Annotated in this window: 20 protein-coding genes, 1 rRNA gene and 2 pseudogenes; 16 read left to right on the top strand and 7 right to left on the bottom strand. The window is 74.1% G+C overall.

The genetic code is table 11. From position 1 onward, the window contains the following. The 3 genes from rrf to AB0M46_RS36195 all read left to right on the top strand — a co-directional run. Window positions 1-91: ribosomal RNA gene (gene rrf, locus AB0M46_RS36205) — 5S ribosomal RNA — on the top strand; the annotation flags it as partial. 1,892 nt (window positions 92-1,983) lie between these two features. Continuing rightward, the gene (locus AB0M46_RS36200; RefSeq protein ID WP_363343675.1) at window positions 1,984-3,123 is read left to right on the top strand and encodes a hypothetical protein; all 1,140 of its coding nucleotides are present in this window, start codon (window positions 1,984-1,986) and stop codon (window positions 3,121-3,123) included. Beyond that, the gene (locus AB0M46_RS36195; protein ID WP_363343669.1) at window positions 3,120-4,112 is read left to right on the top strand and encodes an HAD-IIA family hydrolase; all 993 of its coding nucleotides are present in this window, start codon (window positions 3,120-3,122) and stop codon (window positions 4,110-4,112) included. Before AB0M46_RS36200 ends, AB0M46_RS36195 begins: the two co-directional genes overlap by 4 nt. 29 nt (window positions 4,113-4,141) lie before the next feature. Here AB0M46_RS36195 and AB0M46_RS36190 read toward each other — a convergent pair whose 3' ends face one another. Then, a complete protein-coding gene (locus AB0M46_RS36190) occupies window positions 4,142-4,480 on the bottom strand; it encodes an SCP2 sterol-binding domain-containing protein (protein ID WP_363343667.1) in 339 nt (112 codons plus the stop codon). A gap of 109 nt (window positions 4,481-4,589) precedes the next feature. Here AB0M46_RS36190 and AB0M46_RS36185 point away from each other — a divergent pair, with 109 nt between their 5' ends. From AB0M46_RS36185 to AB0M46_RS36160, 6 genes and pseudogenes are all read left to right on the top strand, one after another. Next, on the top strand, window positions 4,590-5,210 hold the full coding sequence (locus AB0M46_RS36185; protein WP_363343665.1) for a hypothetical protein: 621 nt from the start codon (window positions 4,590-4,592) through the stop codon (window positions 5,208-5,210). Next, entirely contained in the window at window positions 5,207-5,425 is a 219-nt protein-coding gene (locus AB0M46_RS36180) for a hypothetical protein (RefSeq protein WP_363343663.1), read from the top strand. The genes AB0M46_RS36185 and AB0M46_RS36180 overlap by 4 nt, the downstream gene beginning before the upstream one ends. 22 nt (window positions 5,426-5,447) lie before the next feature. Beyond that, window positions 5,448-6,248, top strand: coding sequence for a TlyA family RNA methyltransferase (locus AB0M46_RS36175; RefSeq protein ID WP_363343659.1), 801 nt, complete (start codon window positions 5,448-5,450; stop codon window positions 6,246-6,248). Next, the gene (locus AB0M46_RS36170) at window positions 6,245-7,138 is read left to right on the top strand and encodes an NAD kinase (RefSeq protein ID WP_363343657.1); all 894 of its coding nucleotides are present in this window, start codon (window positions 6,245-6,247) and stop codon (window positions 7,136-7,138) included. Before AB0M46_RS36175 ends, AB0M46_RS36170 begins: the two co-directional genes overlap by 4 nt. Before the next feature lie 71 nt (window positions 7,139-7,209). After that, window positions 7,210-8,967 carry a DNA repair protein RecN gene (gene recN, locus AB0M46_RS36165; RefSeq protein WP_363343655.1) on the top strand — a complete coding sequence of 586 codons (1,758 nt, stop codon included), beginning with the start codon at window positions 7,210-7,212 and terminating at the stop codon, window positions 8,965-8,967. A 270-nt stretch (window positions 8,968-9,237) separates the two neighbouring features. Continuing rightward, window positions 9,238-9,708 (top strand): annotated as a pseudogene (locus tag AB0M46_RS36160) (VTT domain-containing protein); the annotation flags it as partial. A 114-nt stretch (window positions 9,709-9,822) separates the two neighbouring features. Here AB0M46_RS36160 and AB0M46_RS36155 read toward each other — a convergent pair. After that, window positions 9,823-10,041 (bottom strand): PASTA domain-containing protein, encoded by a 219-nt coding sequence (locus tag AB0M46_RS36155; protein WP_363343653.1) that lies wholly within the window; start codon window positions 10,039-10,041, stop codon window positions 9,823-9,825. A 207-nt stretch (window positions 10,042-10,248) separates the two neighbouring features. Between AB0M46_RS36155 and steA the strand changes: the two genes are divergently transcribed. From steA to AB0M46_RS36125, 6 genes and pseudogenes are all read left to right on the top strand, one after another. Continuing rightward, window positions 10,249-11,421, top strand: a complete 1,173-nt coding sequence (gene steA / locus AB0M46_RS36150; RefSeq protein WP_363343651.1) for a putative cytokinetic ring protein SteA — start codon at window positions 10,249-10,251, stop codon at window positions 11,419-11,421. Window positions 11,422-11,436: 15 nt separating this feature from the next. Next, on the top strand, window positions 11,437-12,384 hold the full coding sequence (locus AB0M46_RS36145; protein WP_363343673.1) for a copper transporter: 948 nt from the start codon (window positions 11,437-11,439) through the stop codon (window positions 12,382-12,384). After that, a pseudogene (locus AB0M46_RS36140) lies at window positions 12,374-13,162 on the top strand (hypothetical protein); the annotation flags it as partial. The gene AB0M46_RS36145 and the pseudogene AB0M46_RS36140, both read left to right, overlap by 11 nt. 100 nt (window positions 13,163-13,262) lie before the next feature. Beyond that, window positions 13,263-14,828, top strand: coding sequence for a lipid II flippase MurJ (locus AB0M46_RS36135; protein WP_363343649.1), 1,566 nt, complete (start codon window positions 13,263-13,265; stop codon window positions 14,826-14,828). Further along, window positions 14,829-15,923 carry a glycosyltransferase family 4 protein gene (locus AB0M46_RS36130; protein ID WP_363343647.1) on the top strand — a complete coding sequence of 365 codons (1,095 nt, stop codon included), beginning with the start codon at window positions 14,829-14,831 and terminating at the stop codon, window positions 15,921-15,923. After that, a complete protein-coding gene (locus tag AB0M46_RS36125; RefSeq protein ID WP_363343645.1) occupies window positions 15,923-18,052 on the top strand; it encodes a hypothetical protein in 2,130 nt (709 codons plus the stop codon). Before AB0M46_RS36130 ends, AB0M46_RS36125 begins: the two co-directional genes overlap by 1 nt. Window positions 18,053-18,169: 117 nt before the next feature. Here AB0M46_RS36125 and AB0M46_RS36120 read toward each other — a convergent pair whose 3' ends face one another. From AB0M46_RS36120 to arfB, 5 genes are all read right to left on the bottom strand, one after another. Then, window positions 18,170-18,757 (bottom strand): NUDIX hydrolase, encoded by a 588-nt coding sequence (locus AB0M46_RS36120; protein ID WP_363343643.1) that lies wholly within the window; start codon window positions 18,755-18,757, stop codon window positions 18,170-18,172. Further along, entirely contained in the window at window positions 18,754-20,460 is a 1,707-nt protein-coding gene (locus AB0M46_RS36115; RefSeq protein ID WP_363343641.1) for a CTP synthase, read from the bottom strand. Before AB0M46_RS36115 ends, AB0M46_RS36120 begins: the two co-directional genes overlap by 4 nt. A gap of 107 nt (window positions 20,461-20,567) precedes the next feature. After that, window positions 20,568-21,212, bottom strand: coding sequence for an NAD-dependent epimerase/dehydratase family protein (locus tag AB0M46_RS36110; RefSeq protein ID WP_363343639.1), 645 nt, complete (start codon window positions 21,210-21,212; stop codon window positions 20,568-20,570). Between the two features lie 5 nt (window positions 21,213-21,217). Beyond that, on the bottom strand, window positions 21,218-21,919 hold the full coding sequence (locus tag AB0M46_RS36105) for a hypothetical protein (RefSeq protein ID WP_363343637.1): 702 nt from the start codon (window positions 21,917-21,919) through the stop codon (window positions 21,218-21,220). A gap of 17 nt (window positions 21,920-21,936) precedes the next feature. After that, window positions 21,937-22,362: an alternative ribosome rescue aminoacyl-tRNA hydrolase ArfB gene (arfB, locus tag AB0M46_RS36100; protein ID WP_363343635.1), complete on the bottom strand. Its 426-nt coding sequence runs from the start codon at window positions 22,360-22,362 to the stop codon at window positions 21,937-21,939. A 117-nt stretch (window positions 22,363-22,479) separates the two neighbouring features. Between arfB and AB0M46_RS36095 the strand changes: the two genes are divergently transcribed. Then, window positions 22,480-22,887, top strand: a complete 408-nt coding sequence (locus AB0M46_RS36095) for an ATP-binding protein (RefSeq protein WP_363343633.1) — start codon at window positions 22,480-22,482, stop codon at window positions 22,885-22,887. Window positions 22,888-22,892: the final 5 nt, after the last annotated feature.

Raw genomic sequence — 22,892 nt, 5'->3', positions numbered from 1 at the left:
GCCCGGTCCCATTCCGAACCCGGAAGCTAAGCCCTCCAGCGCCGATGGTACTGCACCCGAGAGAGTGTGGGAGAGTAGGACGCCGCCGGACAAACTTTCGATCGAGGGTCGCCCCGTTGGGCGGCCCTCGACTCGTTTTACCGGGTCGAGCGCATGTGACGCACCCCGGTTGGGAAGGATGAAGCCGTGAACGCTACGCCAGAAAACGGCAACGGCCAGGACGGCCCGAGGCGGCCGCGCCGAGACGACGACAGGCCGGCTCGTGGGCGGGATGAACGTCCGGGTGGTTTCCGCGACGGCCGGGGTGACCGGTCGGGTGGTTTCCGCGACGGCGGCCGGGGCGACGGGCCGCGCGGCGACCGTTCGCGCGACGACCGGCCCCGCTCGGGGTTCCGGGACGGCAGCGGCAGCGGCGGCGGCGGCGGCGGCGGCGACCGTCCGCGTGGCGGGTTCCGCGATGGTGGCCGGGGCGAGCGCCCAGGTGGCTTCCGCGAGGGTGACCGCGATGGCCGGCAGGGTGGCTTCCGCGAAGGTGGCCGGAGTGACCGGCCGGGTGGTTTCCGTGACGGTGGCCGGGATGACCGGCCGCGCGGTGGGTTCCGCGATGGTGGCGACCGGCCCCGTGGCGGCTCTCGTGATGGCGAGGACCGGCCGCGGCGTACCTTCCGCGAGGGGGACCGGCCGGGTGGCTTCCGTGAGGGCGGCCGTGACGACCGTCCGTCGGGTGGCTTCCGCGACCGTGGCGACCGGCCGACCGGCGGTGGCTTCCGTGACCGTGGGGACCGGCCGTCCGGTGGGTTCCGTGACCGTGACCGCGGCGACCGGCCCTCGGGTGGCTTCGGCGACCGTGACCGTGGCGACCGGCCGACCGGCGGTGGCTTCCGTGACCGCGGCGACCGTCCCTCGGGCGGGTTCCGCGACCGTGACCGCGGCGACCGTCCCTCGGGCGGGTTCCGCGACCGTGACCGTGGCGACCGGCCGACCGGCGGTGGCTTCCGTGACCGTGGGGACCGGCCGTCCGGTGGGTTCCGTGACCGTGACCGCGGCGACCGTCCCTCGGGTGGCTTCGGCGACCGTGACCGTGGCGACCGTCCGACCGGCGGCGGCTTCCGTGACCGTGGGGACCGGCCGTCCGGCGGGTTCCGCGACCGTGACCGCGGCGACCGTCCCTCGGGCGGGTTCCGTGACCGTGACCGCGGCGACCGGCCGACCGGCGGTGGCTTCCGTGACCGTGACCGCGGCGACCGGCCGACCGGCGGTGGCTTCCGTGACCGTGGGGACCGGCCGTCCGGCGGGTTCCGCGACCGTGACCGCGGCGACCGTCCCTCGGGCGGCTTCGGCGACCGTGACCGTGGCGACCGTCCCTCGGGTGGCTTCCGCGATCGCGGGGACCGGCCCTCTGGTGGGTTCCGTGACCGTGACCGCGGCGACCGTCCCTCGGGTGGCTTCGGCGACCGTGACCGTGGTGAGCGTCCCTCGGGCGGCTTCCGCGACCGCGACCGCGGCGACCGTCCGACCGGCGGTGGCTTCCGCGATCGCGGGGACCGGCCGTCCGGTGGGTTCCGTGACCGTGACCGTGGCGAGCGTCCCGCCGGTGGTGGCTTCCGCGATCGCGGGGACCGGCCGTCCGGCGGGTTCCGTGACCGTGACCGTGGCGAGCGCCCCACCGGCGGTGGCTTCCGTGACCGCGGGGACCGGCCGTCCGGTGGGTTCCGTGACCGTGACCGTGGCGAGCGTCCCGCCGGTGGTGGCTTCCGCGATCGGGACGGCCGCACCGGCGGGTTCCGGGACCGGGAGACCGGTGAGCGTGGTGCCGGCGTCCAGCGGTCCGAGGGGCTGCGGCGCAGCGACTCCGGCGGGTACCGGCCGCGTACCAGCGACCCCGGGTTCGTCAGCACCGAGCAGGAGGGCGAGGAGAGCGTCAGCCGGGTCGCCGATCCGGTGCTCGCCGACGACATCGTGGCCTCGGAGCTCGATCGGGAGGTGCGGGCCGAGCTGAGCTCGCTCGCCCGGCCCGTGGCCGAAGAGGTGGCGCGGCGGCTGGTGGCGACCGGGCAGCTGATCGACGAGGACCCCGAGCTGGCGCTGGCGCACGCCCTGGTGGCGCGGCGGAAGGCGTCGCGGATCGCGGTCGTGCGGGAGGCGGCGGGGCTCGCGGCGTACCACGCCGGGGAGTGGCAGACGGCGCTGGGCGAGCTGCGGACGTACCACCGGATGACCGGTCGGCAGACCCACATCGCGGTGATCGCGGACTGTGAGCGGGCGCTCGGGCGGCCGGAGAAGGCGATCGACCTGTTCCGCACCGCGGACCGGGAGGCGCTGTCGGCCGAGGAGATCGTGGAGCTGCTCATCGTGGCCGCCGGGGCCCGCGGGGACCTCGGTCAGCACGACGCGGCGGTGGCGATGCTGCAGGTGCGCGAGCTCACCTCGGCGCCGGAGGCGCCGTGGGCGGCGCGGCTGCGGTACGCGTACGCCGATGCGCTGCTGCGGGCCGGGCGCCGGGAAGAGGCGCGGGAGTGGTTCGCCCGGGCCGCGGACCTCGACGAGGACCTGCGCACCGACGCGGCCGAGCGGCTGCTGGAGCTCGACGGGATCACCCTGGACGGCGACACGGACGGCGAGGACGCCGAGGGCGAGGACGCCGGCCGGGAGCAGGCGAGCGGCGACTACGACGAGGACGACGACGAAGGCGACGAGGACGACGAGGACGACGACTACGACGACGAGGAAGACGACGACCTCGACGACGAAGACGAAGACGACCTCGACGACGACGAAGATGACGACGACCTCGACGAAGACGACGACGATGACTATGACGACGATGAAGACGACGACTACGACGACGAGGACGATGAGGACTACGACGACGTAGACGACGAGCGCGACGGCGACGAGGACGCGGACGGCGAGAACGACGAGCCGCGCGACCCGGACCTGGCCGCCGGCGACGACGAGCGCGACGGGGATTTCGTCGAGAACGACGCTGAAGCCGAGAACGACGCTGAGGCTGAGAACGACGCCGACGCCCGGTCCGACGCGGAACCCAAGTCCAACGCCGCGAAAGCCGACAAGGACGACAAGGACGACGCCAAGGGCGGAAGCGAGAAGGGGAAGGCGTGACCGCGGCAGGGGACGACCTGGTCGGGCACTACGACCTGGTGATCTTCGATCTTGACGGGGTGCTGTACCTCGTCGACCAGGTCATCCCGGGCGCGGCGGAGGCCTGCGCCCGGCTGCGGGAGCGGGGCATCCCCAGCGCGTACGCGACCAACAACGCATCCCGGCTGCCCGGGGACGTGGCGGCGCTGCTCACCCGGATCGGCATCCCGGCCGAGGCGGGTGAGGTCGTCACGTCGGCCCACGCGACCGCGCTGCTGCTGGCGGAGCGGTACCCGGCCGGGGCGCCGGTGCTCGTGCTCGGGGCGCCGGCGCTGCGCGACGAGGTCGTCTCCGTCGGGCTCACCCCGGTGACCGAGGCCGAGCAGGCGCGGGTCGTCGTCCAGGGGTACGGCCCGGACGTGCGCATGCGGGACCTGGGCGACGCCGCCGTGGCCATCCGCGGCGGCGCGGACTGGATCGCGACCAACGCCGACAAGACGCTGCCGTCGCCGCGGGGGCCGCTGCCGGGCAACGGTTCCCTGGTCGTGGCGATGGCCACGGCGCTGGGGCGGCAGCCGGACGCGATCGTCGGCAAGCCGGACCCGGGGCTGTTCCTGGAGGCGGCCCGCGAGCGGGGCGCCCAGCGGCCGCTCGTGGTCGGCGACCGGCTCGACACCGACATCGAGGGCGCGTACCGGGCCGGCATGGACAGCCTGCTGGTGCTGACCGGCGTGTCCGACGCGGCCGAGCTGCTGGCGGCGCCGGTGGAGCGGCGGCCCACGTTCGTCGCCGAGGACCTCTCGGGGCTGTTCGAGGCTCATGCGGTACCGCAGGAATCGCAGTGGCAGGTCACGGACCGCGACGGGCGTTGGGAGCTCGCCGGGGACGGACGCCGGGTGGACGCCCTCATGGCGCTGTGCCGGGTGGCGTGGGCGGCCGGGGAGGTGCGCCCGGTGACGGCGGCAGACGAGGCCGCTCAGGCGGCGCTGAAGTGGCTCAAGCTCACGTAACTCGGACCTGCTCAGACCAGCTGCGCGGCTCAGAGCAGCTTGCGCAGCTTCAGCAGGTCGAGCATGCCGGCGTCGATCTTGATGCGGCCGCTGGTCCAGGCCGACATCACGTTGAGTCGGCCGTTGACCAGTTCGACGAGGTCGTCGCTGGACGTCGTGAGCTTGATCTTGGCGCGCGGGTCGTCGCCGTCGGTGAGGCCGGTGATCTGCCCGTCCTTGAGCTGGCCGTGGAAGGCGACGTCGAGGTCGGTGATGCGGAAGGCAAGGGACCGCTCGAAGTCGAGCTTCTCCCGGGCCTCGGCGGCGTTGGCCGCCAGGCGCTCCGCCATCTTCTGCAGCGCGGCGCGACAGTCCTCAACCGTTGCCATTGCGTGAATCCCCGTCTCCGTGCGATTGCGTGGAATGTGACGGTACCGTACGGCGCCCAGGCTCGCCCGGTAGCGTGATGGCGTACACCACGTGGAGGAGAGACGCAATATGGCGCAGGAAGCATGGCGGGCGTATCTGGAGCTCGCCTACGGCATGACCGAGGCCACCACCAAGAAGGCGACCAAGACGGTCCGGCGCCTGGTCGGCAAGAGCGGCGCCACCGCGGAGCAGCTGCAGGCGATGGCCGAGGACCTGCTCAAGGCCGGGACGGCCAACCGTGAGGCGCTGACGAAGCTGGTGCGCTACGAGCTGGACCGAGCGCTCGGCGCCGTCGGCCTGGCCACCGCGGAGGAGGTGGCCTCGCTGACCTCCCGCGTGCACGAGCTCGAGGCACAGCTCAAGGAGGCGACCGTGAACGCGGTGGCGCCGGCGCACGAGCACGCGCCGCCGGTCGGGGCCGAGGCGATCGCCGAGGAGCCGCCCGCGGTGAAGGCGGTCGTGGCGAAGAAGACCGTGGCGAAGAAGACGGTGGCCAAGAAGGCGGCCCCGGCCGCGCCCGCCCCCGAGCCCGTGACGGCCCCGCCGGCGAAGAAGGCGGCCCCGGCGCGCAAGGCCGCGGCGAAGAAGGCGATCGAGACGGTGCACCAGGCGGCGGTGGACACCGGGCCGGCCTCGGACAAGCTGCCAGTGAAGAAGAACACTCGCGCGCCCCGCAAGACCGCGTCGTGACGGCCCCGGTGCCTGGTGGCGGCCCCGGTCCGGGTCCGGTGCCCGGCCCGGCGCCGATGCCCGGGCCGCCCGGCGCGGGCGTGCTCGGCCGGGTCGATGCGGCGGTTGCGGCGCTGGGCGAGGTAGCGTCGCTTCCGCTGCGGCAGCAGGTGTCGGTGTACGCCGACGCCCACCGCACGCTGCAGGAGACGCTGGGCACGATCGAGGAACGCTGAGCTTTCAGGGAGCTGCTGGCAGATGGCGCGCCGGAACCGACTCGACGCCGAGCTGGTGCGCCGTGGGCTGGCCCGCTCCCGGGAGCAGGCGGCCGAGCTGATCGCCGCCGGGCGCGTGGAGGTGCGGGGCACGGCCGCGGGCAAGGCGGCGGCCCAGGTGGACCCGGCGGACCCGGTCAGGGTGCTGGAGTCGGCGGACGACGAGTACGTGTCGCGGGGCGGGCACAAGCTCGCCGGCGCGCTGGACGCGTTCGCCGCGCTGCGCGTGCAAGGGCGTCGCTGCCTCGACGCGGGCGCCTCGACCGGTGGGTTCACCGACGTGCTGCTGCGCCGCGGGGCGGCCTCGGTGGCGGCGGTCGACGTGGGGTACGGCCAGATCGCCTGGTCCTTGCGGACGGATCCGCGGGTGCAGGTGATCGAGCGGACCAACGTGCGCGCCCTGACGCCCGAGCAGATCGGCGGCTCGTGCGAGCTCACCGTGGCGGACCTGTCCTTCATCTCGCTGCGCCTGGTGTTGCCGGCGCTGGCGGCCTGCACGGACCCGGACGGGGACCTCGTGCCGATGGTGAAGCCGCAGTTCGAGGTGGGGCGGGAGGCGCTGGGCGACCGCGGGGTGGTGCGCGAGCCGCAGCTGCGTGCCGCGGCGGTGCTCGACGTGGCCGCCGCGGCCGCCGGGCTGGGGCTCGGGGTGGCCGGCGTGGCGCGCAGCCCCCTGCCGGGGCCGCAGGGCAATGTGGAGTTCTTCCTGTGGCTGCGACGCGGCGCACCGCCCGTCGACCCGGCCGCGGTGCACGAGGTCGTCGCGGAGGGGGAAGCCGGATGAACGCTCGCGAGGCGCTGCTGGTGACGCACACCGGCAAGGCCAGCAACAACGACCACGCCCGGACCGTCGCGGCGGACCTGCTCGACAACGGCTTCACGGTGCGGGTGCTCGCCGAGGAGGCGGCCGAGCTGGCCATCCCGCGGGCCGTGCCGGTCTCCGGTGAGGAGGCCGCGCAGGGGGTCGAGATCGTCTTCGCCCTCGGCGGCGACGGCACGCTGCTGCGCGCGGCCGAGCTGGCCCGGCCGGCGAAGGCGCCGTTGCTGGGGATCAACCTGGGCAAGGTCGGGTTCCTGGCCGAGGCCGAGATCGGCGACGTCGACAAGGCGGTCCGGGAGGTCGTCGAGGGCACGTACACGGTCGACGAGCGGCTCACCATCGACGTCACCGCCGAGCACGCGGGGCGGCCGGTCGGCAACTCGTGGGCGCTCAACGAGGTCACCGTGGAGAAAGGCGCCCGGGAGAAGATGCTGGAGCTGCTCGTCGAGGTCGACGGGCGGCCGTTGTCGCGGTACGGCTGCGACGGCGTGGTCTGCGCCACCCCGACGGGCTCGACGGCCTACGCCTTCTCGGCCGGCGGGCCGATCGTGTGGCCGGAGCTGGAGGCCCTGCTGCTGGTGCCGATCTCGGCCCACGCGCTGTTCAGCCGGCCCCTGGTGATCTCGCCGGACTCGACGATCACGATCAACGTGGAGCCCTTCACCAGCTTCGCGCTGCTGTCCTGCGACGGCCGGCGGGTGATGGACCTCGCGCCGGGCTCCACGGTGACGGTACGGCGGGGAGCCCTGCCGGTCCGCGTGGTCCGCCTGCGTGAGCGCTCCTTCACCGACCGTCTCGTGGCCAAGTTCGGCCTCCCCGTGGAGGGATGGCGCCACCAGAAGCGGCACGCCTGACAGCGCCGTAAGCGCGACATTTACTACGGCCGAGTGGAGAACTGTCATACCCCGCGGCTAGTGTTCCTCACGTGCTGGAGGAACTCCGCATTACCGGACTGGGCGTGATCGAAGACGCCACCCTGCCCCTCGGCCCGGGCCTCACGGTCATCACGGGCGAGACCGGCGCGGGCAAGACCATGGTCGTGACGAGCCTCAACCTGCTCTTCGGTGGCCGTGCCGACGCGGGGAGGGTGCGCGCCGACCCGGGCCGCGCCACCGTCGACGGGCGGCTGACCCTGCCCCGGCACGTGCGGGCCGCGGTGCAGAGCCGCATCGCCGACGCCGGCGCGGAGGTCGACGACGACGGCACGCTGCTCATGAGCCGCACGCTGACCGCCGAGGGCCGGTCCCGGGCCTATGCCGGCGGGCGCACCGTGCCGGTGTCGCTGCTGACCGAGGTCGGTGAGCGGGTGTTCGCCCTGCACGGGCAGTCCGACCAGCTGCGGCTGCTGCGCCCCGCCGAGCAGCGGGGGGCGCTGGACCGCTATGCAGGGCCGGAGCACGAGAAGCTGCTCGGGCAGTTCGCCGAGCTCTACGGCCGGTGGCGGGCCGTCGAGGACGACCTGGCCGACCGGCGGGCCAACGCGCGGCAGCGCACCCAGGAGGCCGACCTGCTGCGCCTGGGCCTGGACGAGATCAGCCGGGTCGACCCGCAGCCGGGCGAGGACGAGCTGCTGCGCGAGGAGGCCCAGCGGCTGGAGCACGTCGAGGGCCTGCGCACGGCCGCCCAGCTGGCCCACGTGGCGCTGTCGGGCACCGGCGAGGGCGACGACGTGGCCGACGTGCTGAGCCTCATCGCGACCGCCCGGCGGACCCTGGAGGCGCAGTCCGGCGTCGACCGGGTGCTGGGCGAGCTGGCCGCCCGCCTCGAGGAGGTGGCGACGCTGGCCGGCGACGTGTCGACCGAGCTGGGCACCTATCTGGCGTCGCTGGACGCCGACCCGAGCCGGCTGCAGGAGGTCTACGAGCGGCGGGCGGCGCTGCGGGCGCTCACCCGCAAGTATGCCGAGGACGTCGACGGGGTGGTGGCCTGGGCCGACCATGCCCGCACCCGCCTTTCCGAGCTGGACACCTCCGATGAGCTGCTCGAGGAGCTCGACCGGGAGCGGCAGCGGCTGCACGGCGAGGTGGCCGAGCTGGCGGCGGTGCTGTCCGCGGCCCGGCAGGAGGCGGCGGGACGGTTCGCCGCCGACGTCACCGTCGAGCTGGCCGGCCTGGCGATGCCGCACGCGCGGATCGAGGTGGTCGTGGGGCCGAAGCCGGCCGGCAGCGGGCCGACGATCCCGACCGCGTCCGGGGTGGACAGCGGCGTCGGGCCGGACGGCGGCGACGACATCGAGCTGAGGCTCCTGCCGCACCCGGGTGCGCCGGCGCAGCCGCTGCAGAAGGGCGCGTCCGGGGGCGAGCTGTCGCGGGTCATGCTGGCCATCGAGGTCGTGTTCGCGGGGGCCGGCGGCCCTCCGACGCTCGTCTTCGACGAGGTCGACTCCGGGGTCGGCGGGACGGCGGCGGTCGAGATCGGCAAGCGGCTGGCCCGGCTGGCGCGGGAGCACCAGGTGCTGGTGGTGACGCACCTGCCGCAGGTGGCGGCGTTCGCCGATCGTCACCTGGTCGTGGCGAAGGACACCGGCGGGGCGGTGACCACGTCCGGGGTCCGGGTGGTGGAGCACACCGAGCGGGCGCGGGAGCTGGCGCGGATGCTGGCGGGCCTGCCGGACTCGGACCTGGGCATTGCCCACGCGGAGGAGCTGCTGTCGGTGGCGGATCGGGAGAAGGCGCGGGCCTGAGCGCTGACGGGTCGAGGCCGGCGAGTCGTGGGGCGGCCGGGCCCCCAGGGGGCGCTGTCCGTGGGCGGATCGGGAGCAGACCGCCGGCCTGAGCGAGCCCCCCAGGGCGCTGTTCGTGGGCGGACTGGAAGCAGACCGCGGGCCTGAGCGAGCCCCAGGGGGCGCTGTCCGTGGGCGGATCGGGAGAAGACGGGCCTGCGGGGGCCGGGGACAGGTGCGGGCGCGCCGCCGGCCCCTGACGGATTGGCTGTCGTTCATGGACCGTTTGAGGTGCCGCTCTACGGTTTGCGTGTGGTGGATGCGGTCGCGGGGTCACCGTGGGTGTTGTTGGTGGTGTTCGTCGTTGCCGGGCTTGACGCCATCGTTCCGCTTTCGCCCAGTGAATCCACGCTCATCGCCGTCTCGGTGCTCTCCGGGAGTTCGGGGGAGCCGCACATCGTGCTGGTGATCGCCGCGGCCGCCTCGGGGGCGTTCGCCGGGGACCTGCTGTCCTACCGGATCGGGGTTCGCGCCGGGCCCGGGGTGCTGCGGCGGCTGCAGGGCAAGACCCGGGGGCTGGCCGCGTACCACTGGGGGCGCAGGACGTTGCGCAGCCGGGGCGGGCAGGTGCTGGTCTTCGCCCGGTACCTGCCCGGTGGGCGCTCGGCCTCGGCGCTCGCCGCCGGGGTGGTCGGGTACCCGGCGGGGCGCTTTCGGGCGTGGACGGCGCTCGGGGTGAGCCTCTGGGCCTCGATGGCCGGGCTCATCGGGTACTGCTGCGGGATCTTCTTCGAGGGCAAGCCGTGGAAGGCGCTGCTGTTCGCCTATGCCGGGGCGGCGGGGCTGCTGCTGTTCGCCGAGGTCTTCCGGCGCTGCTCAGCGGCGGCCGACCAGGAGGTTGACCCTCGTGCCGACGGGGGCGACGGTCAGGGCGAGGGTGGACTGCTCGAGCACGATCATGGTGCCGGCCGGGCCAATCTCGCGGATCACCCCGAGTTCGAGGCCGGCGGCTCGTAGCGCGGCCGTCGCCTCGGCCGGGGTCTTACCGGCGAGGTTGGGCACGCGGGTCAGGCGGATCGACGATAATGTTTCCATCTGGCGACTCCTCACGATGGACCCCTGTGCTGACTTGAGGCAGCCGGGCGGGTCGTAAATACGCCTCGTAGGTGTCAACTGCGTGACACCGCGCGGACGTTCGGCAGGGTGACCGGCGTCACGCCGAAACGTGAAATGGGGCGTACCACCTGGTCGTGGACATGTCGTGCACGGCTTTCGGCGTCCGTCCATGCCAGGATGGTTGTGATGCGACTTCCAACCTTGCGCCGCACCCGGCCCGCCGAGCCGGGTGTCATCGCTGGCGTCGTGCGGCTCGATCGGCGGACGAAGCGCCTGGTGGGGCGGCTGCGGCCGGGGGACATCGCGGTCATCGACCACGTGGATCTCGACCGGGTGGCGGCCGACTCGCTGGCCGCCTCCGGAGTGGCGGCGGTGCTCAACGCGAAGCCGTCGGTGTCGGGGCGGTATCCGAACCTCGGGCCCGAGGGGTTGATCAAGGCCGGGATCCCGCTCGTCGACGGCCTGGGCGAGGATCTCTTCGACCGGCTCCGCGAGGGTGACGCGGTGCGCATCGACGGCGACACCGTGTATGTCGGCGAGGACGCGGTCGCCAAGGGCGTGCGCCAGGACGCCGAGTCCGTGGCCGAGGCGATGGCCGACGCCCGCGAGGGGCTGTCCGTGCAGCTCGAGGCGTTCGCGGCGAACACGATGGAGTACCTCAAGCAGGAGCGGGCGCTGCTGCTCGACGGCGTCGGCGTGCCGGAGGTGCAGACCCAGATCGCGCGGCGTCACTGCCTGATCGTCGTGCGCGGGTACGACTACAAGGCCGACATCGACGTGCTGCGGCCTTACATCCGGGAATACAAACCGGTGCTGATCGGCGTCGACGGCGGCGCGGACGCGCTGGTCGAGGCCGGGTACACGCCGGACATGATCATCGGCGACATGGACTCGGTCAGCGACGACGTGCTGCGCTGCGGTGCCGAGGTCGTCGTGCACGCCTACCCCGACGGGCGGGCGCCGGGGCTGGCCCGCGTGCAGCGGCTCGGCGTCGAGGCGATCACCTTCCCGGCCGCGGCGACCAGCGAGGACATCGCGATGCTGCTGGCCGACGAGAAAGGCGCGTCGCTCCTGGTGGCGGTCGGCACCCACAACACGCTCATCGAGTTTCTCGACAAGGGTCGCGGCGGCATGGCCTCGACGTTCCTGACCCGGCTCAAGCTCGGCGGCAAGCTCGTCGATGCCAAGGGCGTCAGTAGGCTGTACCGGCAGAGCCTGTCCGGGTCGTCGCTGATCCTGCTGCTCGCCTCGGCGATCGCCGCGATGGCCGCCGCGCTCGCGGTCACCACGATCGGCCGGGCCTACCTCAGCGTCATCGCCGAGTGGTGGGACAACCTGATCTTCACGCTGTTCTCCTAGACGGGCCGCTTGCTTGTGATCAACTTCCGGTACCACGTGGTGTCGCTGGCTGCCGTGTTCCTGGCGCTCGCCATCGGCCTCGTCGTGGGGACCGCGGCGGCGAACGGGCCGCTCGCCGAGAACCTCAACGACCAGGTGAACAAGATCACCGACGAGAACGCGCAGCTGCGCGACTCCCTCGAGCAGTCCCGGGCCGAGTTGAAGAAGAACGCCGACTTCGCCACCGAGGTGGCGCCGATGCTGCTGACCAACAAGCTGCAGAACAAGAGCGTGCTGCTCATCAAGGTCGACGGTAGCGACAGCGGCGACGTGAACACCGCCACCGAGGGGATCGCCGGCCTGCTCGGCACCGCCGGCGCGAAGGTCGTGGGCACCCTCACCGTCAAGGAGAAGTTCACCGCCCCGAGCAGCAGCGCGGTGCTGCTCGACTCGGCCGAGTCCTCGGCCCCGCCGAGCATCTCCGGCGCCCTGCCCAACCAGGCCAACGGGGTCGACACCTCGGCCGCGCTGCTCGCCGCCGTGCTGGTCGGCAAGGCCGGCACGCCGCAGGTCGAGGGCACCCGCACGGTGCTGAGCACCTACCAGTCCAACGGGTTCATCGGGCTCGACGGCGACTTCAAGACGCCCGCCGAGGCGGTCATCATCGTGGCCGGCGCGCCGGCCAGCGGCAAGGACGCCAAGGACCGCAATGCCGCCGTGCTGACCCTGACCAGCCGGTTCGACCTGGCCGGGCGGGTCGTCGTGGCCGGGCTGTCGGCCACCGGGCTGGTCTCCTCGGTGCGCGGCGACGCCTCCGTCGCCAAGTCCATCTCCACCGTCGACAACGCGGTCACCGCCTACGGGCAGGTCGCCGCGGTCATGGCCCTCGTCGAGCGGCTCGGGGGCAAGACCGGCCACTACGGCCTCGGCGCCGGGGCGAGCGGCCTGCTGCCGAAGACGGCGAGCGTGACCAATGGCTCGTAGTCGCGTGCTGCGGTTCGTCTCCGGCGCCCTGGCCGGTCCGGTTGGGGGCGCGGTCGCCCGGGCGGCGCTGCGGGCGCTGCAGGGCGACCCGCGGCTGGAGCGCACCAACTTCCGGGGGCGCACGGTCACCCTCGCCGGCGGGCCGGCGCTCGCCCTCGGCGCGACCGCCGGGGCCGTCGTGCACCGGCCCGAGCACGCCGCGGCGACCGCGATCGCGGGGCTCGGCTCGGGCGCCGTCGGGCTCTACGACGACCTGGTCGGCGGCCGGCCCGAGCACGCGGCCAAGGGCTTCCGCGGGCACCTCGGTGCGCTGCGCGAGGGCCGGGTGACCAGCGGCCTGGTGAAGATCGCCGGGGTCGGCGCCGCCGGGCTCGCGGCCGCCGCGCTGCTGCCCCGCCGCCGCAAGGTCGACGTGCTGCTCGGCGCCGGGGTCATCGCGGGCGCGGCCAACCTGTTCAACCTCCTCGACCTGCGGCCCGGCCGGGCGCTCAAGGCGGGGCTCGCGGCCGGCACGCCGCTGGGCGCCTCGGGGCCGCTCGGGGCGGCGAGCGCGCTGCTGCCGGCCGACCTCGGCGAGGAGATCATGCTGGGCGACGCCGGGGCCAACGCGCTCGGCGCGCTGCTCGGCACCGCGTATACGGCCCGCACCGGCACGTTCGGCCGGCTGGTGGCGCTGGTCGGGATCGCGGCGCTGACCGCGGCGAGCGAGCGGGTGAGCTTCACGAAGGTCATCGAGGGCAATCCGGTGCTGAACCGCCTCGACCAGTGGGGCCGCCGCCCGCCCGATGCTCCCGAGGCCGGCCCCGAGCCGGAGGGCGGCGCGGACGAGCGCAAGCCGCGCAAGCCGTCGCCGTACCCGCGCGGGTGACACTGGGCGGGTGACGGGAAAGGGTCTGTTCGGGGCGGCGGCGCTCGTCGCCGGGCTCACCATGCTGAGCCGGCTTGCCGGTTTTGCCCGCATTCTCGTGTTCAACTCGACCGTGGGAACCACCCAGCTGGGTGACGCGTACCAGGCCGCGAACACGGTGCCGAACATCATCTTCGAGCTCGTCGCGGGCGGCGCGCTGGCCAGCCTCGTGGTGCCGCTGCTGGCCGGCAAGGACAAGGAGACCGTCGGGCGGACCGTGTCGGCGCTGCTCACCTGGGTCGTGCTCATCCTCGCCCCCGTCGCGCTGGTGGTTGCGCTGCTGGCCCACCCGCTCGTCCAGCTGCTCACCAGCGGCAAGCCGCCCGAGGTGATCGACGCCGGGGCGGCCATGCTGCGGGTCTTCGCGCCGCAGCTGCCCCTGTACGGGGTGGGCATCGTGCTGACGGGGGCGCTGCAGACGTACCGCCGCTTCGCCTGGCCGGTCATCGCGCCGCTGCTGTCGAGCCTCACCGTCATGGGCACGTACGTCGCGTTCGGGCTGGTGGCCGGGCGCGGGATCGCGCTGAGCCACGCGACCGGCGGGCAGCTGCTGCTACTGTCCGCCGGGACGACCCTGGCCGTGGCGGTGCTGTCGCTGTGCCTGGTCGGGCCGGTCGGGCGGCTCGGGCTGCGGATCCGGCCGCGGACCGGGCTCGACGTGCACTCGATCGCCACGCTGAAGCCCCTGGCCATCGCCGGGATCGTCACCGTCGGCACACAGCAGCTCGTGCTCGGGCTGGCCATCCGGCTGGTCAGCTATGCCCCCGACGACGGGGTCATCGTCACCTACAGCCTGGCCCAGACCATGTTCCTGCTGCCGTGGGCGGTGCTGGCCGTGCCGGTGGCCACCACGACGTACCCGGCGCTGGCCGAGCACGGGGCGGCCAGGAACCGGGCCGGGTTCGCCGCGGCGCTGGCGCCGGCCGTGCGGGCCGTGGTGCTGCTGTGCGGGCTCGGGGCGGCCGCGCTCATCGTGCTGGCCCGCCCCATCGCGGTGCTGCTGGCCGCGGCCGCGTCCCACCCGCCGCCGGTCGGGGCGCTGGCCGCTGGGATCGCCTGGTTCGCACCCGGGCTGCTCGGGTATGGGCTGTTCGCGCTGCTGTCCCGGGCGCTCTACGCCGGGGCCAACGCCTACGCGGCCGCGGCCGCCACGGCGCTGGGCTGGGCGGCCGCCGGGGCGGCGGCGCTGGGGCTCGCGGTGACGCTGCCCGTCGCCGACCGGGTGGCCGCGGTGGCCGCCGCCAACTCGGTCGGCATGCTGGTGCTGGGGGCGGCGCTGCTGGTCGCGGTCCGTCGCCGGGCGGGTGCGGAGGCGTTGGCCGGCACCTGGCGTACCACCGCCGGGTCTTGCCTTTCGGCAACGGCCGCCGTGGCCGCCGGCCTGGTCGTCCGGGGGTATCTGACAACCCCGGGTGTGGGCGGGGCCGTCGTGCAGGGCATGCTGTGCGGAGTCGTGGTGGCGGTGGTGTTCCTCGCCGGGGCGGCGGTGACGGACCGTCGAACCCTGCAGCGACTGCTCAGGAGAAGGGACGGTTAGGTGGGCGCCCGCATCGCGTTGGTCCTCGCGTCGAGCACGGGCGGCATCGGCCGGCACGTCGGCATGCTCGCCGAAGGCCTGGTCGCACGCGGCCACCAGGTCAGCGTGCACGGGCCCGCCGACACCGACGAGCAGTTCGGCTTCGCCGCCCGGGGTGCGCGGTTCGTGCCGGTGGAGATCCCGGCAAGCCCGCAGCCCGGCGACGTGCTCGCGGTCCGCGCCCTGCGCCGCTCGGTGCGCGGCGCCGACGTGATCCACGCGCACAGCCTGCGGGCCGGGCTTGTTGCCGCGCTGGCCCGCCCGGCGGGCACCCCGCTCGTCGTCACCTGGCACAACCTGGTGCTGGCCACGGGGCTGCGGGCCAAGCTCTACCACCCGCTGGAGCGGCGGGTGGCCCGCGCCGCCGACGTGACCCTCGCCGTGTCCACCGACCTCGTCGCCCGGGCCCGCGAGCTCGGCGCCCGCGACGCGCAGCTGGCCAAGGTGCCGGCGCCGGTGCCGCGGCCGATCCGCAAGGACCGCGAGGCGGTGCGCGAGGAGCTGGGCGCCGAGCCGGGGCAGCCGCTGGTACTGGCGGTGGGCCGGCTGCACCCGCAGAAGGGCTTCGAGACGCTCGTCTCCGCGGCCGCCCGCTGGCGGGACCGGGACCCCGAGCCGTTCGTGGCGATCGCCGGCAGCGGGCCGTCGTACATGTCCCTGGCCCAGCGCATCTCCGTCGAGCACGCCCCGGTGCACCTGCTCGGCCACCGCGACGACGTGCCCGACCTGCTGGGCGCGGCCGACCTCGTCGTGGCCACCAGCGTGTGGGAGGGCCAGCCGCTGTTCATCCAGGAGACGCTGGCCGCGGGGGTACCGCTGGTGTCGACCGCCGTGGGTGGCGTCCCCGAGGTCGTCGGCGACGCCGCCCGGCTGGTCGAGCCGCATGACGTCGACGCCGTGCACGCCGCGGTCGTGGAGCTGCTCGACGACCCCGACGCGCGCGCGAAGCTGGCCCGCCGGGGGCAGGAGCGGGCCGCCACCTGGCCCACCGAGCGGGACACCATCGATCAGGTCGAGGCGGTATACGCGCGGCTGCGCGGCCGCGGGGAGGGCTGATGCGGCACTGGCTGCATCGGTCCCTGCCGGCCCTGCTGGCGCTGCTCGCCGGCCTGCTCGGGCTGGTCGCCCTGATCCCGCGGCCGGCCGCCGCCCCGCCCGCCCCCACCGCCGACTACGTGCTCATCGTCGGCGTCGCCGGGCTGCGCTGGGACGACGTCAACGCCACTGACACCCCGGCGATGTGGCAGATGGCCCAGCACGGCGCCATCGGGGCGCTGTCGGTCCGCTCGGCCCGCCGGATCACCTGTGCCGGCGACGGCTGGCTGACCCTCGGCTCGGGCAACTTCGCCGTCTACACGCCGGGCGCGGTCACCCCGGTCTGCCCCGACCTGAGCGTGCCGATCGCCGCCGACCAGTCCGGCGCCTCGCTGCCCGACCAGGGCGACATCGTGGCCCGCAACCGCAGCCTGCACTGGGGTGCCCAGCCCGGCGCGCTGGCCGAGGGCGTGCGCTGCACCACCGCCATCGGGCCCGGGGCCGCCCTGGCCGCGGCCCGCCCGTACGGCAGGATCGACCGCTACTCCGAGACGCTGGACGGCGGCCTGCTGTCCGCCTGCGCGCTCACCATGATCGACCTCGGGCAGATCGCCGGGGACGACCCCGCCACGCGGGCCGCCGGCGCCCGCCGGGTCGACGCCGCCCTCGCCTCGATCCTCGCCGCCCGCCCCGAGCGCTCGGTCGTCATGCTGGCCGGCCTCTCCGACCTCGACGCCACCAGCAGGCTGCACGTGGCCATCGCCCAGGGCCCCGGGTTCGGCGGCGGCTGGCTCATCTCCCCGTCGACGTCGCGCCCCGGCTACGTGCAGGTCGTCGACCTCGCCCCGACCGCGCTGGCCGCCCTGGACCGGCCGGTGCCCGGCAAGCTCTTCGCCGGCGGGGCCGCCTCCGAGAGCGACGGCGGCCGCCCGTCCGACGTCACTGCGGCGGTCAGCCGGCTGGCCGACGCCGACCGGGAGGCGACCGTGCAGCGCCGGGTCGGCACCAACTTCTTCACCACCCTCGTCGTGGCCGAGCTGCTGCTGTTCCTGGCGTGCGTCCCGCTGCTGCGGCGGGCCCGGCGCCCGGCCGGCCCGCTCACCCACCGGCCCGTCCCGCGGCCGGTCGTGCGCGCCGCCGAGGTGCTGCTCATCGCCGCCTCGCTCGCCGTGCCGGCCGCGCTTCTGGCCGACCTGCTGCCCTGGTGGCGGTGGTCGCGGCCGGGCCTCGGCTTCGGCGGGGTCACCCTCGGGGTGCTGGCCGTGGCCACGTTCGCCATCGCCTACCTCAGCCGGCGCAGCCGCGCGATCGCCCCGCTCGGCGGGGTGGCCGCCGTGGCCGCCCTCGCCGTCGCCTTCGACGTGCTCACCGGCTCGCGGCTGCAGCTCAACGGGGTGGCCGGGTACTCCGCCGCGATCGGTGGCCGCTACGCCGGCGTCGGCGTGATCGGCCTCGGCCTGCTCGTGACCGGCGCGCTGCTCGGCGGGGCCGCGTTCGCCCAGCGCTACGAGCGGCGGTGGCGCCCGTTCGTCATGGCCGTCATCGGCGCGGTCGGCATGGTGGTCGTCGGCAGCCCGTACCTCGGCGCCGACGCCCTGGGCGCGGTCGCCCTCACCGCCGGGGTGTGCGTCGCCGCGGCGATGGCCGTCGGCGGCTGGCTCAGCATGACCCGGCTGTTGTGGGCGGGCGCGGCCGCCCTCTTCGTCACCGCCGGCTTCGCGGTGCTCGACCTCTTCCGCCCGCTCGAGGAGCGCAGCAGCGTGGGGCGCGCGCTGACGCTCACCCAGGACGGCACCGTCGGGTTCATCGCCCGGCGCATCGCCGAGGCCGACGTGGTGACCACGGTGACGAGCCCGCTCACGGTGCTGGTGCTGGGCTCCCTGGTGTACGCCACCTTCGTGCTCCTGCGCCACTGGGGCGGCCTGCGCCGGCTGCTCGGCGTGTTCCCGCCCGTGCGCGGCGCGCTGTCGGGCCTCGTCGTGGCGGCGCTGCTGGCCGGGATCGTCGAGGGCGTCTCGTTCAACGTCCTGGGGGCCGCCCTGGCCACCGCGCTGCCGCTGGTGGTGCTGTCCTGCCTGCGGGTGCTCGACCACGCCGACGACCGCAGCCAGCCCGCCCCGCGCATTCCCGAGGCGGCCCTCGAAAGCTAGACCCAACCGCGACGGCCCGGCCGGGGCCCACGCCGGCGATGCCGACGCCGAGGCCGCGGGAGGCGGTGTCCTCGGCGTACAGCTTCGCGGCGCAGGCCTCGGCCAGGTCCTGCGGCGTCATGTCGCGGCGGAGGCCGGACGCAGGGTGTCGAAGCCGCGCAGCTTGGACTGCGCCGCCGCCAGCACGCCGACCACGCAGGCGGCGTTGGTGATCTCGCCGGTCAGGGCCATGGTCACCGCGGTGTCGAGGTCGACCCAGTGCAGCTCCAGCTCGGCCTCCTCGTGGGTGCGCTCGTGGCGCTCCTGCGGCGGCACCGGGCCGATCTCGCGGGCCAGGAACAGCCGGATCCGCTCGTTGGAGCAGCCGGGGCTGGGGTGCACGTCGGCCAGCAGGTCCCAGCGGGCGGCGACCAGGTCCACCTCCTCGGCGAGCTCCCGGGCGGCCGCGTCGACCAGCGACTCGCCCGGCACGTCGATGAGCCCGGCCGGCAGCTCCCACAGCACCTGGCGCACCGCCGGGCGGTACTGCCGCACGAGCGCGACCCGCCCGTCGGCGTCGAGGGCCACCACGCCGACGGCGCCGACGTGCACCAGGTAGTCGCGGTCCACGACCTCGCCGCCGGGCATCTCGATCGAGTCGGTGACGACGGCGAACACGCGGTTGCGCAGGTGCTCCGTGTGGGAGCGCACGTCGTACGTCGTCACGCGTCCACCGTCTCCAGCTCGACCGGCAGGCGGTCGGCCGCGTTGTAGGCGACCGCGGCGCCGACGAACGCGGCGAACAGCGGGTGGGCCCGGGTCGGGCGGGACTTGAGCTCCGGGTGGGCCTGGGTGGCCACGAAGAACGGGTGCCGCTCGCGGTCGAACTCGACGAACTCGACCAGCCGGCCGTCCGGCGAGGTGCCCGAGATGCGCAGGCCGGCCTCGGTCATCGCGTCGCGGTACGCGTTGTTGACCTCGTAGCGGTGCCGGTGCCGCTCGGAGACCTCGGTCTCGCCGTAGGCCTCGGCGACCAGGGTGCCGGGGGCCAGCACGGCCGGGTAGGCGCCCAGCCGCATCGTGCCGCCCAGGTCGCCCTTGCCGGCCACGATGTCCTGCTGGTCGGCCATGGTGGAGATCACCGGGTCGGCGGCGTCGGCGTCGAACTCCAGCGAGTTGGCGCCCTTGACGCCGGCCACGTGCCGCAGCACCTCGATGGTCATGCACTGCAGACCCAGGCACAGGCCCAGGGTCGGGATGCCACGCTCGCGGGTGTACTGCGCCGCGCCGATCTTCCCCTCGATGCCCCGCACCCCGAAGCCGCCGGGGATGACCACGCCGTCGACGCCAGCCAGCGCCTGCGCGGCCCCCTGCGGGGTCGTGCACGCGTCGCTGGGCACCCAGCGGATCTGGACCCGGGCCCGGTGGGCGAAGCCGGCGGCGCGCACCGCCTCAGTGACCGAGAGGTAGGCGTCGGGCAGGTCGACGTACTTGCCCACGATCGCCACGGTGACCGTCTGGCGCGGGTGGTGCACCCGCTCGAGCAGGTCGTCCCACTTCTTCCAGGCCACGTCGCGGAAGGAGAGGCCGAGGCGGCGCACGACGTAGGCGTCGAGGCCCTCCTCGTGCAGCACGCGGGGGATGTCGTAGATGGACGGGGCGTCGGGGGCGGACACGACCGCCTCGGCGTCGACGTCGCAGTACAGGGCCAGCTTGTTCTTGGTCTTGTCGGGGATCTCCCGGTCCGACCGGCAGACCAGCGCGTCGGGCTGGATGCCGATGCTGCGCAGCGCGGCCACCGAGTGCTGGGTCGGCTTGGTCTTGAGCTCGCCGCTGGGGGCCAGGTAGGGGACCAGGGAGACGTGCAGGAAGAAGCAGTTGTCCCGGCCGATGTCGTGGCGAACCTGGCGGATCGCCTCCAGGAAGGGCAGCGACTCGATGTCGCCGACGGTCCCGCCGACCTCGGTGATCACCACGTCCGGCGCGACCCCGTCGGCGTCGGGGGCCGACATCGCCCGGATGCGGGCCTTGATCTCGTTGGTCACGTGGGGGATGACCTGGACGGTGTCGCCGAGGTACTCGCCGCGCCGCTCCTTGGCGATGACCGCCGAGTAGATCTGGCCCGTCGTCACGTTGGCGTTGCGGGAGAGGTCCTGGTCGAGGAACCGCTCGTAGTGGCCGATGTCGAGGTCGGTCTCGGCGCCGTCTTCGGTGACGAACACCTCGCCGTGCTGGAAGGGGTTCATCGTGCCGGGGTCGACGTTGAGATACGGGTCGAGCTTCTGCATGACGACCCGCAGCCCGCGGGCGCTCAACAGGCTGCCCAGGCTCGAGCCGGTGAGGCCCTTGCCGAGTGAGGAGGCGACGCCCCCGGTGACGAAGATGTGCTTAGCCTGCCGGCTCGCACCGGACCGTGCTGTTGAGGACAAAGCCTGCTCCCGTGGGGTTCGTCACGCTGCCAAGTCAGCGATCCACGGGAGTCCAGCCTAACACCAGGTAAACGGCGGTGCAGAAGACACACCTGGCGTCACTCGCGTCACACCGCGGCGATGTCGCGCGACGCCCACACCCGCTGGTCCGGCCGGTGCCGCGCCACCTCCAGCATGGCCCGCCCCAGCTGGGAGGTGCTCGTCGCGACGCCCGGCGCGAAGCGCACCAGCACCCCCGACAGCGGCCTGAGCAGGGCATACATCGCCCGGTAGAGGCGCACCTTGGAGCGGGCGCCGTGCTCCGGGAGGATGAAGGCGGGCCGGAACGCGTAGGCCCGCAGGTCGAGGGCGGCGACGTCGTCCTCGGTCTGGCCCTTGACCCGGGCCCACATCTGCCGGCCGCCGGTGTCCGTGCCGGCGCCGGAGACGAAGACGAAGGTCATGCCGGGGCGCTGCGCCGCCATGCGCTGCGCCGCGGCCAGCGTGTAGTCGTAGGTGATGCGGCGGTACAGCGTCTCGGACATCCCGACCGAGCTCACGCCCAGGCAGTAGAAGCAGGCGTCGTACGGCCCGAAGTCCACGCCCTCGAAGTCGGTGAAGTCCTCGTGGTGGATCTCACGCAGCTTCGGGTGGGCCACGCCCGTCGGCGTGCGGGTCACCACCAGGACCTCGGCGACGTCGGCGGCACCCAAGCACTCGCGCAGCACGCCCTGACCCACCATGCCGGTCGCACCGAAGACGATGATCCTCATGGCTCTCATGATGCCCGGATCGCCGACAGGGTGGCGCCTTCCAGCGTCGTGTACATGTCGGAGCCGGTGAAGTCCGGCTCGGTCTCCTCGCCGATGTAGACGTCGACGTGCTTGCCGCCGCCCAGGCCGGGGGTGAACTCGTCGACGATGGTCCAGGTCGGGGCCTTGAGCCGGGCGCACACCCGGGCGGTGACCTCGGCGGTGCCGCAGCGCATGATCGTGAAGCGCGAGCCCGCCTTGAGCACGCCGCTGTCGGCCGCGGCGGAGCTCCACGGCTGCAGCGGGCGGCCGGCGGTGTCGCGCGGGGCGGTGTCCATCCAGTAGCCGGTGTCGTAGGACCAGTTGAGGTACCGCCCGTCGGCGGTCCTCCCGGTGCCCTCGTCCTTGACCGCCTTGACGAACGAGGCCGGGAAGTCGCCGAGCGGCCGCTGGTTGCGGTTCTTGTCACAGTCGATGGTGGGGCAGCCGGTGACTGCGGTCTTCTTGTCGGTGTGCAGGGTCTCCACCGCCGTGTAGTAGACGGTGACCTCCCAGCCGGCCAGCTCCACCGGGCTCCCCGTGGCGAGGCTGCCGGCGAGGCTGGGGTACGCGCCGGTCGCCGGTGGGTGGCCGGGCGGCTCGCCGGTCACCGCCGGCTCGTCGTGGTGGCCGCCACATGCGGCGGCCAGGAGGACGGCGCAGAGCGCAGGCGCGATTCGGCGGGACATATCCGGATTTTCGCCGATTATTCGTCCGGGCGGCGGCGTTCCTGCTTGCGAATGGCGGTCCGGCGCTTGTCGTCGAGGCGCCGCTGTACCGCGCCCTTGGAAGGCTTTGTCCGCTTGCGCGGCCGGGGTGGCGGCGCGATCGCGGCCGCGATGGCCGCCACCAGGCGTTCCTCGGCCGCCCGCCGGTTCTGCAGCTGCGAGCGGTGCTCCGACGCCACGATCGACAGCACCCCGTCGACCAGCCGCCCGGCCAGCCGCTGCAGCGCCCGCTCCTTGAGCGGCTCGGGCAGCGCATCCGTCCCGGCCAGATCGAAGCGGAGCTCGACCCGCGAGTCGGTGGTGTTCACCGACTGCCCGCCGGGCCCGCCGGAGCGGCTGAACCGCCACGCCAGCTCCGCCCGCGGCAGGGCTATGTCGTCGGTCACCCGCAGATCGTCGTCCATGCCGTCCAGGATGCGAGGTGGGGAATGCATGTTGCACCGCAGGGTGACTTGACATCGGGCCCGCTGCGGCTGGGGGTAGTCTCAGCCGGGGCGAAGCCGCTTGGGAAAGGTGGCACCGTGGCTGAGGCCGTTCAGACGACGGCGCTACTGGTCGAGGATTTCGGCGTCGCGCAGATCACCCCGGTGCGCCACGCCGTGAGCCAGGGCGCCGCCGCGGCGGGGCTGCGGGGGCAGCGCCTCGAGGACTTCGTGCTCGCGGTGAACGAGATCGTCACCAACGCGGTCCGGCACGCGGGCGGCGGCGGCACGCTGCGCATGTGGGCGTCCGACGGTGTCGTGGTGTGCGAGGTCACCGACAGGGGCGAGGGCATCCCCGGCGAGCGGCTCAGCGGCGAGGCCCTCCCGCCCAGCCACGCGGTCAGCGGCCGCGGGCTGTGGCTGGCCCGGCACCTGGTCGACGACGTCGCCGTGAGCACCGGCGAGGCCGGAACAATTGTGCGGCTGAGCAGCAAGGTGCCGGTCTAACATCG

The organism is Dactylosporangium sp. NPDC051485, assembly GCF_040682015.1.
Taxonomy (GTDB): Bacteria; Actinomycetota; Actinomycetes; order Mycobacteriales; family Micromonosporaceae; genus Dactylosporangium.
This window is presented reverse-complemented; position numbering and strand designations above follow the sequence as displayed.

Coding starts and splice junctions, on each gene's coding strand:
- AB0M46_RS36125 (WP_363343645.1), top strand. CDS start 15,923: ATGCGGCACTGGCTGCATCGGTCCCTGCCGGCCCTGCTGGCGCTGCTC.
- AB0M46_RS36175 (WP_363343659.1), top strand. CDS start 5,448: ATGGCGCGCCGGAACCGACTCGACGCCGAGCTGGTGCGCCGTGGGCTG.
- steA (WP_363343651.1), top strand. CDS start 10,249: ATGCGACTTCCAACCTTGCGCCGCACCCGGCCCGCCGAGCCGGGTGTC.
- AB0M46_RS36190 (WP_363343667.1), bottom strand. CDS start 4,480: ATGGCAACGGTTGAGGACTGTCGCGCCGCGCTGCAGAAGATGGCGGAG.
- AB0M46_RS36185 (WP_363343665.1), top strand. CDS start 4,590: ATGGCGCAGGAAGCATGGCGGGCGTATCTGGAGCTCGCCTACGGCATG.
- AB0M46_RS36105 (WP_363343637.1), bottom strand. CDS start 21,919: ATGTCCCGCCGAATCGCGCCTGCGCTCTGCGCCGTCCTCCTGGCCGCC.
- AB0M46_RS36155 (WP_363343653.1), bottom strand. CDS start 10,041: ATGGAAACATTATCGTCGATCCGCCTGACCCGCGTGCCCAACCTCGCC.
- AB0M46_RS36170 (WP_363343657.1), top strand. CDS start 6,245: ATGAACGCTCGCGAGGCGCTGCTGGTGACGCACACCGGCAAGGCCAGC.
- AB0M46_RS36110 (WP_363343639.1), bottom strand. CDS start 21,212: ATGAGGATCATCGTCTTCGGTGCGACCGGCATGGTGGGTCAGGGCGTG.
- arfB (WP_363343635.1), bottom strand. CDS start 22,362: ATGGACGACGATCTGCGGGTGACCGACGACATAGCCCTGCCGCGGGCG.